Annotated in this window: 15 protein-coding genes; 8 read left to right on the top strand and 7 right to left on the bottom strand. The window is 71.4% G+C overall.

What is annotated here, in order from left to right; genetic code table 11:
• The first annotated feature begins 181 nt into the window (after window positions 1–181).
• Genes SACAZDRAFT_RS12010 through SACAZDRAFT_RS12000 form a run of 3 tightly spaced genes read left to right on the top strand, consistent with a single transcriptional unit; the run spans window position 182 to window position 2,911 of the window.
• Window positions 182–898, top strand: coding sequence for a (Fe-S)-binding protein (locus SACAZDRAFT_RS12010; RefSeq protein WP_005441972.1), 717 nt, complete (start codon window positions 182–184; stop codon window positions 896–898).
• Window positions 880–2,307 carry a LutB/LldF family L-lactate oxidation iron-sulfur protein gene (locus tag SACAZDRAFT_RS12005; RefSeq protein WP_005441969.1) on the top strand — a complete coding sequence of 476 codons (1,428 nt, stop codon included), beginning with the start codon at window positions 880–882 and terminating at the stop codon, window positions 2,305–2,307. The genes SACAZDRAFT_RS12010 and SACAZDRAFT_RS12005 overlap by 19 nt, the downstream gene beginning before the upstream one ends.
• A complete protein-coding gene (locus SACAZDRAFT_RS12000; RefSeq protein ID WP_005441967.1) occupies window positions 2,300–2,911 on the top strand; it encodes a LutC/YkgG family protein in 612 nt (203 codons plus the stop codon). Before SACAZDRAFT_RS12005 ends, SACAZDRAFT_RS12000 begins: the two co-directional genes overlap by 8 nt.
• 22 nt (window positions 2,912–2,933) lie before the next feature.
• Here SACAZDRAFT_RS12000 and SACAZDRAFT_RS11995 read toward each other — a convergent pair whose 3' ends face one another.
• Window positions 2,934–5,696, bottom strand: coding sequence for a sensor domain-containing protein (locus tag SACAZDRAFT_RS11995; RefSeq protein ID WP_005441965.1), 2,763 nt, complete (start codon window positions 5,694–5,696; stop codon window positions 2,934–2,936).
• Between the two features lie 209 nt (window positions 5,697–5,905).
• Between SACAZDRAFT_RS11995 and SACAZDRAFT_RS11990 the strand changes: the two genes are divergently transcribed.
• A complete protein-coding gene (locus SACAZDRAFT_RS11990; protein ID WP_005441963.1) occupies window positions 5,906–7,081 on the top strand; it encodes a beta-ketoacyl synthase N-terminal-like domain-containing protein in 1,176 nt (391 codons plus the stop codon).
• Between the two features lie 15 nt (window positions 7,082–7,096).
• On the opposite strand, the gene SACAZDRAFT_RS11985 is transcribed toward SACAZDRAFT_RS11990, so the two are convergent.
• Both SACAZDRAFT_RS11985 and SACAZDRAFT_RS11980 read right to left on the bottom strand, forming a co-directional pair.
• Window positions 7,097–7,528 (bottom strand): OsmC family peroxiredoxin, encoded by a 432-nt coding sequence (locus SACAZDRAFT_RS11985; RefSeq protein ID WP_005441960.1) that lies wholly within the window; start codon window positions 7,526–7,528, stop codon window positions 7,097–7,099.
• Between the two features lie 112 nt (window positions 7,529–7,640).
• On the bottom strand, window positions 7,641–8,366 hold the full coding sequence (locus tag SACAZDRAFT_RS11980) for a TetR/AcrR family transcriptional regulator (protein WP_005441958.1): 726 nt from the start codon (window positions 8,364–8,366) through the stop codon (window positions 7,641–7,643).
• A gap of 134 nt (window positions 8,367–8,500) precedes the next feature.
• Here SACAZDRAFT_RS11980 and SACAZDRAFT_RS11975 point away from each other — a divergent pair, with 134 nt between their 5' ends.
• Window positions 8,501–8,980: a nitroreductase/quinone reductase family protein gene (locus SACAZDRAFT_RS11975; RefSeq protein ID WP_005441952.1), complete on the top strand. Its 480-nt coding sequence runs from the start codon at window positions 8,501–8,503 to the stop codon at window positions 8,978–8,980.
• Window positions 8,981–8,986: 6 nt separating this feature from the next.
• Here the strand turns inward: SACAZDRAFT_RS11975 and SACAZDRAFT_RS11970 are convergent, their stop codons facing one another.
• Window positions 8,987–9,289, bottom strand: a complete 303-nt coding sequence (locus SACAZDRAFT_RS11970) for a glutaredoxin family protein (protein WP_005441950.1) — start codon at window positions 9,287–9,289, stop codon at window positions 8,987–8,989.
• Between the two features lie 77 nt (window positions 9,290–9,366).
• Between SACAZDRAFT_RS11970 and SACAZDRAFT_RS11965 the strand changes: the two genes are divergently transcribed.
• Window positions 9,367–10,182, top strand: coding sequence for a hypothetical protein (locus SACAZDRAFT_RS11965; RefSeq protein ID WP_005441948.1), 816 nt, complete (start codon window positions 9,367–9,369; stop codon window positions 10,180–10,182).
• Between the two features lie 22 nt (window positions 10,183–10,204).
• On the opposite strand, the gene SACAZDRAFT_RS11960 is transcribed toward SACAZDRAFT_RS11965, so the two are convergent.
• A complete protein-coding gene (locus SACAZDRAFT_RS11960; RefSeq protein WP_005441946.1) occupies window positions 10,205–11,665 on the bottom strand; it encodes an NAD-dependent succinate-semialdehyde dehydrogenase in 1,461 nt (486 codons plus the stop codon).
• Between the two features lie 74 nt (window positions 11,666–11,739).
• Here SACAZDRAFT_RS11960 and SACAZDRAFT_RS11955 point away from each other — a divergent pair, with 74 nt between their 5' ends.
• Entirely contained in the window at window positions 11,740–12,225 is a 486-nt protein-coding gene (locus SACAZDRAFT_RS11955) for a hypothetical protein (protein ID WP_005441944.1), read from the top strand.
• Between the two features lie 6 nt (window positions 12,226–12,231).
• Here SACAZDRAFT_RS11955 and SACAZDRAFT_RS11950 read toward each other — a convergent pair whose 3' ends face one another.
• Window positions 12,232–13,878 (bottom strand): ABC transporter permease, encoded by a 1,647-nt coding sequence (locus tag SACAZDRAFT_RS11950; protein WP_005441942.1) that lies wholly within the window; start codon window positions 13,876–13,878, stop codon window positions 12,232–12,234.
• A complete protein-coding gene (locus SACAZDRAFT_RS11945; RefSeq protein ID WP_005441940.1) occupies window positions 13,875–14,783 on the bottom strand; it encodes an ABC transporter ATP-binding protein in 909 nt (302 codons plus the stop codon). The genes SACAZDRAFT_RS11950 and SACAZDRAFT_RS11945 overlap by 4 nt, the downstream gene beginning before the upstream one ends.
• 144 nt (window positions 14,784–14,927) lie before the next feature.
• Between SACAZDRAFT_RS11945 and SACAZDRAFT_RS11940 the strand changes: the two genes are divergently transcribed.
• On the top strand, window positions 14,928–16,067 hold the full coding sequence (locus SACAZDRAFT_RS11940; RefSeq protein ID WP_005441939.1) for a C1 family peptidase: 1,140 nt from the start codon (window positions 14,928–14,930) through the stop codon (window positions 16,065–16,067).
• The last annotated feature ends 6 nt before the right edge of the window (window positions 16,068–16,073 follow it).

The raw sequence follows: 16,073 nt of genomic DNA, 5'->3' as shown, positions 1-16,073 counted from the left end.
TCGCGCAGCGTTTCCGCCCGGGGGCGAAACGATCGCTGACAGTGATCGTCGACCGGCCCGGCAGGCGGGCCGTAAGTCGCATGTGGACGGAATGCGGACTTTCGCGCGCCTCTGGCGCCGACCGAGCGCCGTCATTACGCTCGCTCACGTGGAGGCCGAGGCGAGGAGAGGACGACCGCGCGTGGCGTTGTTCGCCACGTGCCTCACCGACACGCTCTACCCCGACACGGGGAAGGCCGTGGTCCGGCTCCTGACCCGGCTGGGGTGCGAGGTCGACTTCCCCCTCGGCCAGACGTGCTGCGGTCAGATGCACTTCAACACCGGCTACCACGACGAGGCCGTGCCGCTCGCCCGTCGCTATGCGGAGGTGTTCGACGGCTACGACCACGTCGTGGCGCCGTCGGGTTCCTGCGCGGGCATGGTGCGCGAGATCCATCCCGGGTTGTGCGGCGCGAGTCCGGCCGTCGAGCGCACGTACGAGCTCAGCGAGTTCCTCGTCGACGTGCTCGGGGTGACGGACGTGGGCGCGTACTTCCCGCACCGGGTGACCTACCACCCGACGTGCCACTCGCTGCGCATGCTCGGCGTCGGCGACCGGCCCGTGCGCCTGCTGCGCGCGGTGCGCGGTCTCGACCTCGTGGAACTGCCGCAGGCGGAGCAGTGTTGCGGATTCGGCGGCACCTTCGCGCTCAAGAACGCCGAGACGTCCACGGCGATGCTGGCCGACAAGATGCGCTGCGTGCAGGACACGGTTGCGCAGGTGGTGACGGCGGGGGACAACTCGTGTCTCATGCACATCGGCGGTGGTCTGTCCCGGCTGAGCACGGGCGTGCGGGCGCTGCATCTGGCGGAGATTCTCGCGAGTACGGAGGAAGAGCCGTGGGTCGCAACCCCGTGACGTGGCTCGGGAGCCCGACGTTTCCCCGCGCGGCCCGCGCCGCACTCGACGACACGCAGCTGCGCACGAACCTGCGCAAGGCCACCACCACCATCCGCGCCAAGCGGGCGGAGGCCGTGGCCGAGCTCGACGACTGGGAGCGGTTGCGCAGAGCGGGCGAGGCGATCAAGGACGACGTGCTCGCCAACCTGGACACCTACCTGGTGCGGCTGGAGGAGGCCGTCACCGCCCGCGGCGGGGTGGTGCACTGGGCGCGGGACGCCGAGAAGGCGAACCGCATCGTCCACGACCTCGCCCGGGCCAAGGGCGCCGACGAGGTCGTGAAGGTGAAGTCCATGGCCACCGCAGAGATCGGGCTGAACGAGTATCTCGAAGCTCGGGGCGTGCGGCCGGTCGAGACCGATCTCGCGGAACTGATCGTGCAGTTGGGGAAGGACCGGCCGTCGCACATCCTCGTGCCCGCGATCCACCGCAACCGGGCCGAGATCCGGGAGATCTTCTCGCGCACGATGGCGGAACCGCCCGCCGGCGACGAGCCGCGGGTGCTGGCGGAGGCGGCGCGGCGGCACCTGCGCCGCCGGTTCCTCGCAGCCAAGGTCGCCGTTTCCGGGGCCAACTTCGCCGTCGCGGACACGGGCTCGATCGCCGTGGTGGAGTCGGAGGGCAACGGGCGCATGTGCGTGACGCTGCCCGAGACGCTGATCACGGTGATGGGCATCGAGAAGCTCGTGCCCACGTGGCGCGACCTCGAAGTGTTCCTGCAACTGCTGCCGAGGTCGTCGACGGCGGAGCGGATGAACCCGTACACGTCGATCTGGACGGGAGTCACTCCGGGCGACGGGCCGAGCGAGTTCCACCTCGTCCTCCTCGACAACGGCCGCAGCGCCACGCTCGCGGACGAGGTGGGGAGGCAGGCGCTGCGGTGCATCCGCTGCTCGGCCTGCCTCAACGTGTGCCCGGTGTACGAACGCACCGGCGGGCAGGCCTACGGGTCGGTCTACCCCGGGCCGATCGGCGCGATCCTCGCGCCGCAGCTGGCCGGTGACATGGCGGACGAGCAGGCGGCCTCGCTGCCGTACGCCTCGTCGCTGTGCGGCGCGTGCTACGAGGTGTGCCCGGTGCGCATCAACATCCCCGAGGTGCTGACGCACCTCCGGGCGCAGGCCGTGAAGGCGAAGCCCAGGCACGACCCCGAGGCGCTGGCGATGTCGGCCGCCGCGTGGGTGTTCCGCGATCCGCGCCGGTACGAGGCGGCGCAGCGAGCGGGTTCGCTGTCGCGGTTCTTCGCCGGAGGCGACGGCACACTCAAGCGCCTCCCGTGGCCGGGGTCGCGGTGGACGGCGACGCGGGACGTGCCCGCCGTGCCGAAGGAGAGCTTCCGCATGTGGTGGAGGCGCAGTCGTGAGTAGCGCCCGCCGCGAGATCCTCGCCCGCATCCGAAGCGCTCCGCGCGTGCCACCCAGGACGGTGCCGAGGGATTACGACACGGTCCGCGCCGTGGCCGACCCGGTGGGTCTGTTCGTCGAGCGGGTGGAGCACTACAAGGCCGTCGTCCACCGCGTGGTGGCTGGGGAGCTGCCGCGCACGATCGGCGAGTGTCTCCGCCGTCGCGGTGTGGACAGCGTGGTGGCACCGCCGGATCTTCCCGAGCCGTGGCGCGTGGACGGCGTGCGGTGGCTGCTCGACGAGCCGCCGCTCGACCTGTCCGTTGTGGACGGCGTCGACGGAGTGGTCACCGGCGCCGCCGTGGGCATCGCGGAAACGGGAACCATCGTGCTCGACGCGGGTGCGGCCCAGGGACGACGGCTGCTCACCCTCGTGCCCGACTACCACCTGTGCGTGGTCCGCGCCGAGGCGATCGCGGTCAGCGTCCCCGAGGCGTTGCGGCGGCTCGACCCGACCCGGCCTCTGACGTTCGTGAGCGGCCCCTCGGCGACCAGCGACATCGAGCTCGACCGAGTGGAGGGCGTGCACGGCCCGAGGACGCTCGAAGTGCTCGTCGTGGACGCGTGACGGCCGCCGGAGTGCCCGGGAATCAGCTCCGGAACACCTCGTCGGCCGGAGCCGGTCTGCCGAAGTGGTAGCCCTGCGCCTGGTCGCACCCCAGCCCGCGCAGGATGGCCACCTGGCGTTCGTTCTCGGTGCCCTCGGCGATGACGGTCAGCCCCATCGAGTGGGCCATGGTGACGATGCCCTTGATGATGGCTTCGGCGTCCGCGTGGTCGGAACCGTCGAGGCCCATCACGAACGAGCGGTCGATCTTGAGCGTGTCGAGTGGGAGCTTCCAGAGCTGGGCGAGCGACGAGTAGCCGGTGCCGAAGTCGTCGATCGCCAACCGGACGCCCAGACCACGCAGGGCCGTGAGGACGTCCGCCGCCGCCTCGGGATCGCGCATGAGGGCGCTCTCGGTGATCTCCAGGCACAGTTCGGCGGGCGGGAGGCCCGTGCTGCGTAGCGCGTCGTGGACGGCGTCGACCACCGAGTCGTCCTCCAGCTGACGCGCCGAGAGATTGACGGTGAGCCTCGTGCGGACGTCGCCGCGCAGCCGGCGGCGGGCCAGCTCCCGGGTGGCGGTGCGGAGCATGTGCCCGCCGACGAGGTTGATGAGGTCGCTCTCCTCGGCCAGCGGGATGAACTCGCCCGGCGAGATCAGACCGTGCACGGGATGCTGCCAGCGCAACAGCCCCTCGACGGCCACCCGCTGGTAGGTGCGCAGGTCGACGACGGGCTGGTAGGCGACCCAGAGCTGCCCCGCCCGCACGGAGTCGCGCAGGTCCTGCTCCAGCCGCAGCTGCCGCTGGACCCGCTCGCGCAGCTCGACGTCGAAGAACTCGTGGCGCCCTCGCCCCCGCGTCTTGGCCTGGTACATCGCCACGTCGGCGTCACGCAGCAGGTCCTCGGCCGACCGTTCGTCGTCCTCGCCCGCGGTCACCACGCCGATGCTGGCGTCGACGCGTAGCCTGCGGCCGTCCACGGTGATCGGCTCGGTCAGCGCGTCGCGGATGTGGTGGATGAGCGCCCGGATCTGCTTGCCGTGCTCCACACCCAGGGTCACGACCGCGAACTCGTCACCGCCGAGCCTGCCCACCAGGTCGTTGCGGCGCACGCTGTTCTTCAGCCGCTGGCCCGCGATCCGCAGCACCTTGTCGCCGATGCCGTGTCCGAGCGAGTCGTTGATGACCTTGAACTTGTCGAGGTCGATGAACAGCACGCAGGCGAGCGACCCGTCACGGCGGCGGTGCAGTGCCTCGCTCAACCGCTGGAGGACGAGCGTGCGGTTGGCGAGGCCGGTCAGCGGGTCGTGCGTCGCGTCGTGTTCGAGCCGTTCGCCGATCGCCTTGCGCTCGGTGATGTCGGTGAACGACGTGACCACCTGGTGCGGGGGTGTGGCGCCCGAGTCCAGCGGGCGGCAACTCATGGACAGCCACACCCAGCACCCGTCGGGCCTCCGGGCCCGCACGACCCGGTTCTGGGTGGCCATGCCCGTGGTCCGCACCAACGACGACGGGTACTCGCTGGGCGGGATACGGGCGCCCGACTCGTCGTGCAGCGGGAACAACGTCGGCGAGCACCCGATCATGGCCTCGACGGGCAGCCCGAGGATCCGGCCCGCCGCGGGATTGGCCGACCCGACCAGGCCGTTGGCGTCGAGCACCACGACACCCTCGTCGAGAGCGGCCACCACGGTGCGGTAGCGCCGTTCGGCGGCCCGGCGCGCGGTCTCGTCGGCGCACACGAGCACGTAGCCGGTGTCCATCGGGGAGGCCGACACGCGCACCGTCAGTGCGGACCCGTCGGCCTTGCGATGTTCCGCCTCGATCACCCCGCCCTGCGCGACCACCGCCTGCGGGTCGAGCGTCGCGCCCACGACCTCCCCCACGGACCTGCCGAGAGCGACGTCCTCGCTGTGGCCGTACACGCGCTCGGCCGCGGGGTTCCAGCTCGTCACCATGCCGTCCGAGCTGGTGCCGATGATCGCGTCGCTGACGTGGCTGACCAGGGCGGCCTGGTAGCGCAGCGCCGACTCGGCGGCCTTCTGCGCCGTGATGTCGCGCATGATCACCTGATAGGCGGGACGGCCCTTCCAGGTGGTGCGCACGGACACGGACTCGATGAGCATCGACCCGCCGTCGAGCCGGGAGAGCCGCACCTCGGTCGGCTCGGTGGCCTCGCCGGGACCGCGGAGGGAGGACACGCGCTGCAGCAACTCCGGCACGGACCTCGGGTTGACGAAGTCGATGATGGGGCGGCCGAGCACGGCGGAGGGCTCGTCGGCGGCGACGAAGCGGGCGGCGGCCGGGTTGACGTAGACGAGATCGCCGTCCTGATGCACGCAGATGCCGTCCGGACTGAACTCCACGAGCAGGCGATAGCGGTCCGCGAGATCGGCCAGGGCCTGCGCGTTGCCGTGCCGCTCGGTCACGTCAGCAGCGATTCCCACCAGTCGATGCACCTTCCCGGTGACGGCATTGCCCTGGGCGCGGGCGAGAAAGCGGGTCCATCGTGTTTCACCGCCGGGCGTCATGTGGCGCTGCTCGAGATCGAAATTGTGCCACACCGGGCAATTCTGTGCCGCCACGGTCAACGGCTCGATCAATTCGAGCAGCCGCTCCCGGACGGCGGCGGTCTCGGCCGCGTCCACACCGAGGACCTCGGGTAGTTCCGTACTCCACGTAGTCTCGAAGTCCGGGAGGTCGACCGACCACGCGCCCGCGGTCGTCGCGGCGAGCGCGAGTTCGACGACGTCCACCTGCTGTTGCCAGGTGGACACCTCGTCGTGGGTGTACGCCTCCATCATCAGTCCATCCGCTGCTCGTCGCCGGGAGTTCGATTACAGCATGAAATCACCGCTGGGCGAATAGGAGGAATCGTCCCTCGTCTCTTGCGGCACGCGTCCTCTTTCGGCTCGACGGGCCGTCACCAGAGTAGGCGGATATTTCGGGCGGTGCCGTTCGGCAGGGGACGGCACCGGTGCCCCGGAAAAGGGTACGGAAGTGAGGGGACATCATGAGTTCACCAGGTGGAATAGGCATTTGCGGTATTGGTGCGGTCACCGGCTACGGCTGGGGCCGCGAGGCACTGTGGGAGGGCCTGCGGACGACCAAGCCCGCGGCCGTGCTCACGCGTGGCTTCGGCGGTGACGTCGACGGCGACGTGCCCGACGCCGGGTGGGTGGCCCGGGTCCCGGACGGTGGTGTCGAGGCGGACGGCAGGGGGCGGTTCGCCAGGGCCATGCGGTCGGCCGCGCGCGAGGCGATCGACGACGCACACCGGCGCGGGTGGCGAGAGGGGCGCCGCGTGGGGCTGCTCCACGCGGTCGTGCTCGGCGAGGTCGAGCTGTGGCGCGACTTCTACCTGGCCGAGCACGGCGACCTCCGGCCGAGGGACTATCTGGCGCTCATGCCGTCGACGCCGATGTCGACGTTGATGCAGGAGTACGGCTTCCACGGCCCCGCCATGAACGTCTCGGCCATGTGCGCGTCGGGCAACGCCGGGTTGCTCACCGCGAAGCTGTGGCTGGAGGCCGGGATCGTCGACGACGTCGTGCTCGTCGCCACCGACCTGTCGCTCACGCCCGAGAACGTCCGGCACTTCGTGCGACTCGGTGTCACCGTGGTGGACACCGACCCGCTCGATGGGTGCCGTCCGTTCCAGGAGGGCAGCCGCGGCTTCGTGATGGGCGAGGCCTCGGTGGCGTTCGTGCTGTCCGGACGGGCGCGGGAACCGTACTCGTGGCTGCTGGGCGGGGCCATGTCGCACGACGCCTTCCACGCCACCTCGATCGACCCGGAGCTGCACCAGGTGCGGCGCAGCTTCGCCGAGGCGCTGAGCGACGCGGACGTGCCGGGGACGGCGGTCGGGTACCTCAACGCGCACGGCCCGGGCACCCGGCAGTGCGACCTGGCCGAGGCGACGATCGCGGACGAGCTGTTCGCCGACGACGCCGGGTTGTACTCGGTGAAACCGCTGGTCGGGCACTGCCAGGGGGCGGCGGCGGCCGTCGAGGTGGCCGTGGCGGCCCTCGGCTACGACCGCGGTCACGTGCCCGCGCCACCTCGCGTCGCCCCGGCGCACCCCCGGCTGCTGCACGGCACCGTGCCGGTGAACGACCGGCTCACCGTGAAGTCGTCCCTCGGCATGGGGGGCCACAACTCCGTGATCGTGCTGGCACCGCCGGCCTGATCCGCCAGGACGGTGTCAGGCGAGGGCGGCGTCCATCGTGATCGTGGTGCCCGCGAGCGCGCGACTGACGGGACACGTGTCCTTCGCCTTCTGCGCGAGCTGGGTGAACCGCTCCTCGTCGACACCGTCCACCGAGGCCCGCAGCGTGATCGCCACGGTGTTGATGCTGAGCCCTCCGTCGGAGGGTTCGACGGTCACCGCGGCGGTCACGTCGATGGTCCCGGGCGTCAGGCCGTCCTTCTCCAGGGTTCCGGCGAGGTTCATCGCCAGGCACGACGCCTGGGCGGCCGCGATCAGCTCCTCGGGGCTCGACGTCCCCTCGGGTTCGCCGATCCGGCGGGGGAAGGTGACGTTGAACCGAGCCGAGTTGGACGAGTCGAGCGTCAACGCGCCCGACCCGCTGTTGAGCCCACCCGTCCAGTGAGTGGTCGCCTCACGCGTGGCCATGAATTCTCCTTCGACGGTTCGTCGCCGGTTGGTCGCTGTCGTTGGTCGCTGTCGTTGGTGGTCGTGCTCGTCGGCGTCTGCGCCGACTGCCCGATCGTCGCGCCGTTGAGCGTCACCCGCCATTCCGGCGTTCACCGGCAAGACCGACGAAGTCGGCCATTCGTTCGATCGTGTGGGAGACGAACGCGTCCGCGGGCTCCAGAGTGCCCGCGAACTGGCCCGTCAGCTCGAAGCCCACCATCCCGAACAGTTGCGTCCACGCGGCGAGCCCCTTCGCCAGCAGCGGCGCGGGGACCTCCACGCCGACCACGGTGGTGATCGTCGCGAGCTGGGTGAGCAACTCGTCGGGGACGGCGGGCTCGTCCGGGGCCTGGGCGGCGACCTCGCCGCGCGCCGCCGCTCTCGCGAGGATCTCGACCAGCGCCGTCGGGACGCGGCCGCCCGGGCGGATCGTGTCCTGCGGCGCGCGGTAGCCGGGGACCGGAGAGCCGTAGAGCAGCAGGTACTCGTGCGGGTGCGCGCGAGCCCAGTCGCGGACGGCGTGGCAGGCGGCGCGCCACTGCGCGCGTGCGGGGTCGTCGGGGCGCACGGCTGCTTCCACGGTCGCACCGAGTCCGTCGTAGGCGTCGATGATCAGCGCGGTGAGCAGGTCGTCGCGGCTGGGGAAGTAGCGGTACAGCGCCGACGACACCATGCCCAGTTCCCGCGCGACGGCGCGGAGTGACAGGGCGGTCGCGCCCTGCACGGCGAGCTGGCGCCGAGCCTCGTCCTTGATCGCCAGGGTGATCTCCGCCCGAGCGCGTTGCCGGGCGGTGCGGTGGGTAGGTGTCGGGGGCATGGGGTCAGTCTGACATGGCGGAGAGCGCTGCACTTGCACGAGAGCGGTGCTCTTGCAGTGACGCGCCGGGTGGTGTTCACTGGCCTGAAACGAGAGCACTGCTCTTGCTTCGATCGTCGTGAAGGAGGCGTCGAATGTCCGGCCCAGCCAAGAATGCAGTCCACTACCTGCCGCCCGGGCGCGTGACCCGGGTGCTGAACCGCGTGGTCGGCGCGCTCACCCGACGCGGCTTGAGCATGTGGGGCAGTCGCGTGCTCTCCGTTCCGGGGCGCACGACCGGGATCATGCGATCGACTCCGGTGAACGTGCTCAGCCTCGACGGCGAGCAGTACCTCGTCGCCGCGCGGGGCACGACCGAATGGGTGCGCAACCTCCGCGCCGCCCGAACCGGCCGGTTGACCGTGGGTAGGCGCGAACAGTGGTTCGACGGGATCGAGGTCCTCGACGACGCCCGGCTCCCGGTCCTACGCGCCTATCTGAGGCGCTGGGGGTGGGAGGTCGGGGCCTACTTCGACGGCGTCACCGCCGATGCGTCCGACGACGAGCTCCGTGTCGCCGCGGCCCGGCATCCCGTGTTCCGGATCGTGGCGACGGACCCGCCGACGGCGGGGTGAACGGACTCAGTGCCGCGAGCCGTGGCCCTGAGCGGCCGGCTGAGCCAGGTCGAACAGCTCGGGAGCCTCCCGCTCGATGACGGCGGTCAGCTCGTCCATGCTCGGGTTGACCAGAGCACGGTCACCGATGAAGACGGTCGGAACGGTCTCGTTGCCCTGGTTCACCGAACGCACGCGCGCGGCGGCGTCGGAGTCCTCCCAGATGTTGATTTCCCGCACCGGCAGGCCGCTCTCCCGAAGCCGACCCCTCAGGATCGCGCAGAACGGGCAGCCCGGCCGCCAGTAGAACTCGATGGTGTCGATACCCAATGTGGTCCTCCCTCTCCCGACACCGTAACCGTGACCGACTCGTGCTTGATCGGCCGCCCTGCGGGACTCTGTGACACATGGGAGCGAGCGACAAGCTCGATGCCGTGGTCACAGAGCTCTACGGCGTCGACCCGGGCGAGTTCGTGACGACGCGTGAGGAACACGCCGCGCGGGCGCGGGAACGTGGTGAGAAAAATCTCGCCGCAGAGATCCGAAAGCTACGCAAACCGACCACGGCCGCAGCGCTCGTGAACCGGTTGGCGCGGCAGCATCCGGACGAGGTGAGCGCGCTCGCCGAACTCGGGGACCGGCTGCGGGCGGCGCATCGGGAGTTGGCGGGCGATCGGCTCCGGGAGCTGACGCGCGAGCGCACCGACCGTGTGCGCGCCCTCGTCGAACGGGCGGAAACGCCGGCCTCGGGTGCTCTCGGAGAGTCGGTCCGCCGCGAGGTCGCCGCGACCCTGGAAGCGGCGGTGGGCGACGCCGACGCCGCCCGGGCGGTCGCCGACGGGTGTCTGACCTCGGCACTGTCTCCTTCGGACGTCTTCGAAGCGGCCTGGCTGCCCGTCGAGAGTCCGCCTCCTCGAAGCCGAGCGAAGAGGACGAAGCCGACGCCGAAGTCTTCACCGGACACCCGCGACACGGCAGAACGTCCGGCCGCGCGCGAACCCGAGCGCGGCCGGACGCCGACGAAGACCCGGCAGGACGACGACCGCGCCGCGGCCGAGCGTCAGCGGCGCGAGGCCGAGGTCCGGGCCAGGCGTGCGCGCGACGAGGCCCGCAAGGAACTGCGGGCCGCCGAGCGCGAGGAGACCAAGGCGCGTCGGCGGACCGAACGCGCCAGGGCCGCCCTGGAGAAGGCGGAGGACGAGGTGCGCAGGCACGCGCGCTGACGCCGCCTGGGCCGCGCGTCGCTCACGACCGCAGGGCCAGCGACAGGTACTTGGTCTCCAGGTACTCGGCCAGACCCTCGTCGCCACCCTCGCGACCGAACCCGGACGCCTTCACCCCGCCGAAGGGTGCGGAGGCGTTGGAGACCAGTCCGGTGTTGATGCCCACCATGCCGGTGGCCAAGCCCTCGCCGACCCGGATCGCGCGGTCGAGGTCGCGGGTGAACACGTAGCCGACGAGGCCGTACTCCGTGTCGTTCGCCCCCGCGAGTGCCTCGTCCTCGTCGGCGAACGTCGTTACGGGCGCGACCGGCCCGAACACCTCCTCGCGGAGGATGCGGGCGTCGTCGGGAACGTCGGCGAGCACGGTGGGGCGGTAGAAGTAGCCGTCACCGCCGCCGGGTTCGCCGCCCGTCGTCGCTCGGGCGCCGCGGCTCACCGCGTCCTCGACGAGTTCGGACACCGTCGCGCGCTGGCCCTCGTTGACGAGCGGTCCGACCACCACGTCGGGTTGCGTGCCGTGCCCCATGCGCAGCTCCGCCATGCGGTCGGTGAGTTTGCGGGTGAACTCCTCGGCGACGGACGACTGCACGAGGAACCGGTTTGCGGCGACGCACGACTCGCCGTTGTTGCGCATCTTCGCGGTCACCGCCCCTTCCACGGCGGCGTCGAGGTCGGCATCGGAGAACACCAGGAAAGCGGCGTTGCCCCCGAGTTCCATCGACATGCGCTGCAGGTTCGGTGCGCACTGTTCCACGAGCATGCGGCCCACCTCGGTGGACCCGGTGAACGACATCTTCCGGATGCGTGGGTCGGCGAGCACCGGGTTGACGACGCGGCTCGCCGACGTGCTCGGCACGACGTTCACCACGCCGTCCGGGACGCCCGCCTCGGCGAGCAGATCGGCGAGGGCGAGCATCGACAGCGGGGTCAGCTGCGCGGGTTTGACGATCATCGTGCAGCCCGCCGCGATCGCGGGTCCGATCTTGCGGGTGCCCATGGCCAGCGGGAAGTTCCACGGTGTGATGAGCAGGCACGGCCCCACGGGTTGGCGGGTGACGATCATGCGGGCGCTGCCGTCCGGGGTGCGCTTGTAGTTGCCGTCGATGCGCACCGCCTCCTCGGAGAACCATCGGAAGTAGTCGGCGGCGTAGGCGACCTCGGCGCGCGACTCGGTGAGGCTCTTGCCCATCTCCAGGGTCATGAGCGTCGCGAGCTCGTCGGTGCGATCGGTCATCAACTGCCATGCGCGCCGCAGGATCTCCCCGCGTTGCCGGGGTGGCGTCGCCGCCCACTCGTCCTGTGCCTCGACGGCGGTCTCCACGGCGGCCTTCGCGTCGTCGGCCTGCCCGTCCGCGACCTCGCACAGTGTCGCTCCGGTGCCGGGATCGGACACGCCGAACACGCTGCCGTCCGCGGACGCGCGCCAGCGTCCCCCGACGAGCAGGTGCTTGCGGACCCGGTCGATGATGTCGTGCTCGCTCATGCGGGCGGGTTACCCGAGCGCGGTCGCGTCGACACGCGTGCAACCTCGGGGCGGTCGTGTCGCGTCGAGAGGGTATGCGCCGTGCCGTCGTGTCGTTCTGCCTGCTGCTCACCGGTTGTGCCGCCATGCCCGGCGGGACGACGGAATGCACCATGATCGGGATGCCGTCGGGGATCGGGGTGGACGTGGCGCGGGGCCTCGCCGCCCACGCCGCCGAGGTGGAGGTGTGCCGGGACGGTCGGTGCGAGACGTTCCGCGTCGACCTGCGCCCGGCCACCGAGGCCGTCGACGAGGGCTGCGACGACACGGGACCGGACGGGGTGTGTTCGGCCGGAGTCCGCGAGACCGGGGAGACGACCGGCTTCGCCCCGGTGCCCGACCTGCCGGATCGGCCACTGCAGGTGACGCTGACGGTGTCGGACCGCGCGGGTGGGTCCCTGGCGACCGGCACGGTGCGGGCCACCCCGCAGTGGGGGTCGCCGAACGGGCCCGGTTGCGGTGCGGGCGGCCCGCAGCTGCAGCTCCGCGTCAGCGGCGACGGGACGGTGAGCGTGCGTTAGGCGCGCTCACCCGATGTCGCGCCGGGTGAACCGGACGACGCCCGCCGTCGTCAGGGCCGCCGCCCCGACCGCCAACCAGAGCATCGGCGTGAGCGTGACGGCCACACTCGGCACCTTCGGCACGTGCTGGAAGGGCGAGAGGTTCAGCACCGCCTGGTCGAGGTCGAGCACCGGGCCGAACATGGTGATCAGCAACGCCAAGGCCGCCACGGCCCACGCCCCGGCGGTGTAGGCGGGCAGGGCGCCGAACAGCAGGACCGCGGCCCCACCGACGACGAACACGGCGGGAAGCTGCACGAGGCACGACAGCACCACGTCCGGCGTGCTGCCGGCGACGTCGCCGACGCGGACACCGTGCGCGAGGCCCATGCCGAGGCCCGCCACCACGAGCAACGCGAGTCCCCCGCCGAACACGAACACCAGGTGCCCCGCCAGCCACCGAAGCCTTGAAATACCCGTGGTGAGCAGCGGTTCCGCCCGCAGCGCGGTCTCCTCTGCCCGCATCCGCATCGCCGCCTGCACGACGAAGAGTGCGGCCACCATGCCGAGGACGTTGGCCGTCGACGCGAGGTAGGCGTCGATCACGCCCTGGCTGCCGCCCATCCGGGCCAACACCTCGCGCATCTCGGCGTTCTCGCCCACGATGTCGGTGATGTCCGACGCGAGCGCCCCGAACAGCACGCTGAGCAGCGCGAAACCGGTCAGCCAGCCCGTGAGTGTCCCGCGGTGCAGGCGGGCGGCCAGCGCGAACGTGGAGCGCAGCCGGGCGTTCCCGCGCGCGGGCCCGAGCCGGGACGGCACGAGGCCGAGCCCGACGTCGCGTCGGCTCTGGAGCACGTACGCCGCGGCGACGAGGAGTGCGGTGACGACCAGAGGCACGGCGAGGACCCAGGAGTCGTCTCCGGCGAACGGCCGTGCGTGTGTCGACCACCCCAGGGGAGACAGCCACGACAACCACGGCACGTCGGCCGAGTCGCCCACGGCGCGCAACGCGAACGCGACCCCGAGGACGGCCCCCGCGAGGCCGTTGGCCGTCCGGGAGTACTCGGCGACCTGCGCGGTCACCGCCGCGACCCCGGTGAACACCAGCGCCGCCGCGCTCAACCCCAGCCCGAACACCAGCGACCCCGCCACGGCGTTGCCCACGCCGATCAGACCGCCCGCGGTGGCCAGCCCGGCGACCAGGGCGAAGCCCGTGCAGACGAGCAGGGCCGCGGTGAGGGGAGCGTGTCGACCGACCACTGTGGACGACAGCAGTTCCTGTCTGCCCGTGTCCTCCTCCTGGCGCGTGTGGCGGACGAGCGTGAACACGCACACCAGGGCGAGCAGCACCGCCAGCATCGTGCCGAACCGCCACGCCGTGAACCCGCCCGCCGTCGACAGGTCGTAGGCCGGGCCGTACAACAACGCGATGGACGGGTTGTCGCCGAGCGTGCTCGTGAGCGTCGCTCGTTGCGCGGGGTCCGGGTACAGCTGGTCGTAGGCGCCCGCGCTCGACACGGGCAGGACGGCGACCACGATCGCCCACAGCGGGAGCAGCAGGCGGTCGCGGCGCAGTGCGAGGCGGACGAGCTGTGCGGTGCCGGTGAGCGTGCCGCCGGCCGCCGCCGGAGCCGAACGCACGGCGGGCGTGGCGGTGTTCATGACGTTCATGACGTACGCACCCGCCCGTCGGCCGAGTCCGTGTAGTGGCGGAGGAAGAGTTCCTCCAGGGTGGGTGGTCGGCTGGTGAGGCTGCGCACGCCGATGCCGGTGAGCGTGCGCAGCGCGTCGTCGAGCGCGTCGCTCTCCACGGCGAAGTGCACGCGGCTGCCGTCCACCCGCAGGTCGTGGACGGCGTCGAGTTCCCGCAGACCGTCGATGGACCCGGCCAGCTCGGCCGTGATCGTCGTCCGGGTGAGGTGGCGGAGTTCGGCCAGCGTGCCCGACTCGACCGTTCGGCCCGCGCGGATGATGCTCACCCGGTCGCAGAGCGCCTCGACCTCCGACAGCAGGTGGCTCGACAACAGCACCGTGCGGCCGCGCTCGCGCTCCTCCCGGACGACGTCGCGGAACGTGGCCTCCATCAGCGGGTCGAGTCCGGACGTCGGTTCGTCGAGGATCAGCAGTTCGACGTCGGAGGCCAGCGCGGCCACGAGCGCCACCTTCTGCCGGTTGCCCTTCGAGTAGGCGCGCCCCTTCTTCCGGGGGTCGAGGTCGAACCGCTCGACCAGTTCGGCCCTCCTGCCGGGATCGAGGCCGCCACGGAGCCGTCCGAGCAGGTCGATGACCTCGCCGCCGCTCAGGGTCGGCCACAGGTTCACGTCGCCCGGGACGTAGGCGAGCCGCCGGTGCAGGCGGGTGGCGTCGTGCCACGGGTCCGCACCGAGGATCGTCGCGGTGCCGCCGTCGGCCCTGAGCAGGCCGAGCAGGATGCGGATGGTGGTCGACTTGCCCGCCCCGTTGGGGCCGAGGAAGCCGTGCACCTCGCCCTCGGCAACGGAGAGGTCGAGGCCGTCGAGTGCGGTCGTGGAGCCGAAGGCCTTACGCAGACCCGAGACGGAGATGCAGTCGCCCATACGAGGGAACGTACGCGCGACGGCTCCGACGTGCGAGAACGAACTTTTCCAAGATTTTTCGATCTCCGATGTATCTGGGCGGCGACTCCCCACTCCTGTGTGGTGAGAGTGAGTTCGGCCGAGTCGGTATGCCTGGAGGACCACGTGAGCCCAGACCATTCGTGCGCTTCGGAGATCGCGGCGATCCGCGACTCCCTGGCCGCACTGGGTGATCCGTGGCAGTGCGGGGAGACGCCCGTGAGCAGGCTCGCGGGCGACGGTCGCAAGCGCCGCCTCGGGGTTCCGGCGCCGTCGTCGGAGGAGATCGACGCGCGAGCCGACCTGCCCGCGCGGATGGCCGAGGCCGCGCTCGCCCCGCCACACACGCACGAGGAGACCGAGCACGCCCCGACGCCGCACCTGCCCCGCTCGTTCGACCTGCGCGACGTCGACGGGGTCAACTACGTGACGCCGGTGAAGGACCAGGGCGACTGCGGGGCGTGCAGTGCGTTCGGGGTGCTGGCCACGCTGGAGACCACGGCGGCGTACACGCGCCGGGCACCCCGCCTGGCCCTGGACCTGTCCGAGGCGCACCTGTTCTTCGGACACGCGGCGGCGCGCGAGGCGATCCTGCCCGACGGCACCTGGCCCGACGAGCTCCTCGTCGACTGCCGCGACCTCGGCGTCACCTTCGAGGACCACTACCCGTACACCGAGGACGGCTCCGGGGCACTCGCCGCCGGATGGCGCGAACGCTTGGCGCGGGCTTCCGACGTCGTCGACCTGAGCCGCGATCCCGTCGCCATCAAGGAGCACCTCTGGACCTACGGGCCCGTGACGGCGTGCCTCGTGGTGCACGACGACCTGTTCCACTACACCGGCGGCGTCTACCGGCACACCACCGAGCGGACGAGCGGCGGACACTGCGTCGCCCTCATCGGCTGGGACGACGACGCCGGGTGCTGGATCGCCAAGAACTCGTGGGGACCCGACTGGGGGGAGAACGGGTTCCTGCGCATCGCCTACGGAGAAGCCTTCATCGAGGACTATCCGAACCCGCGGCCGACCACCCTCGGCTGCACGGGTGTGGATCTGCACGCCTGGCTTCCACCGCAGCGTGCGCTCGGGCTGTTCGCCTCCGCGCACGACGACAGCTGGGCCTACCTGGAGAACCTGGGTTGGACCCGGCTCTCGCGGGACCAGACCGCCGACCTCGCCACGCTCGCGCTGGCCAGAGCGCGAGGGCTCGGCTGCGCGCCGTTCGTCAGGGGGCAGGACCTCGGCGCCGTCCATCTCATCGGCTGAGCGAAG

Source organism: Saccharomonospora azurea NA-128, from assembly GCF_000231055.2.
GTDB lineage: Bacteria > Actinomycetota > Actinomycetes > Mycobacteriales > Pseudonocardiaceae > Saccharomonospora > Saccharomonospora azurea.
Note: the sequence above shows the minus strand (reverse complement) of the source record. Positions and strands in the feature narration are given on the sequence as shown.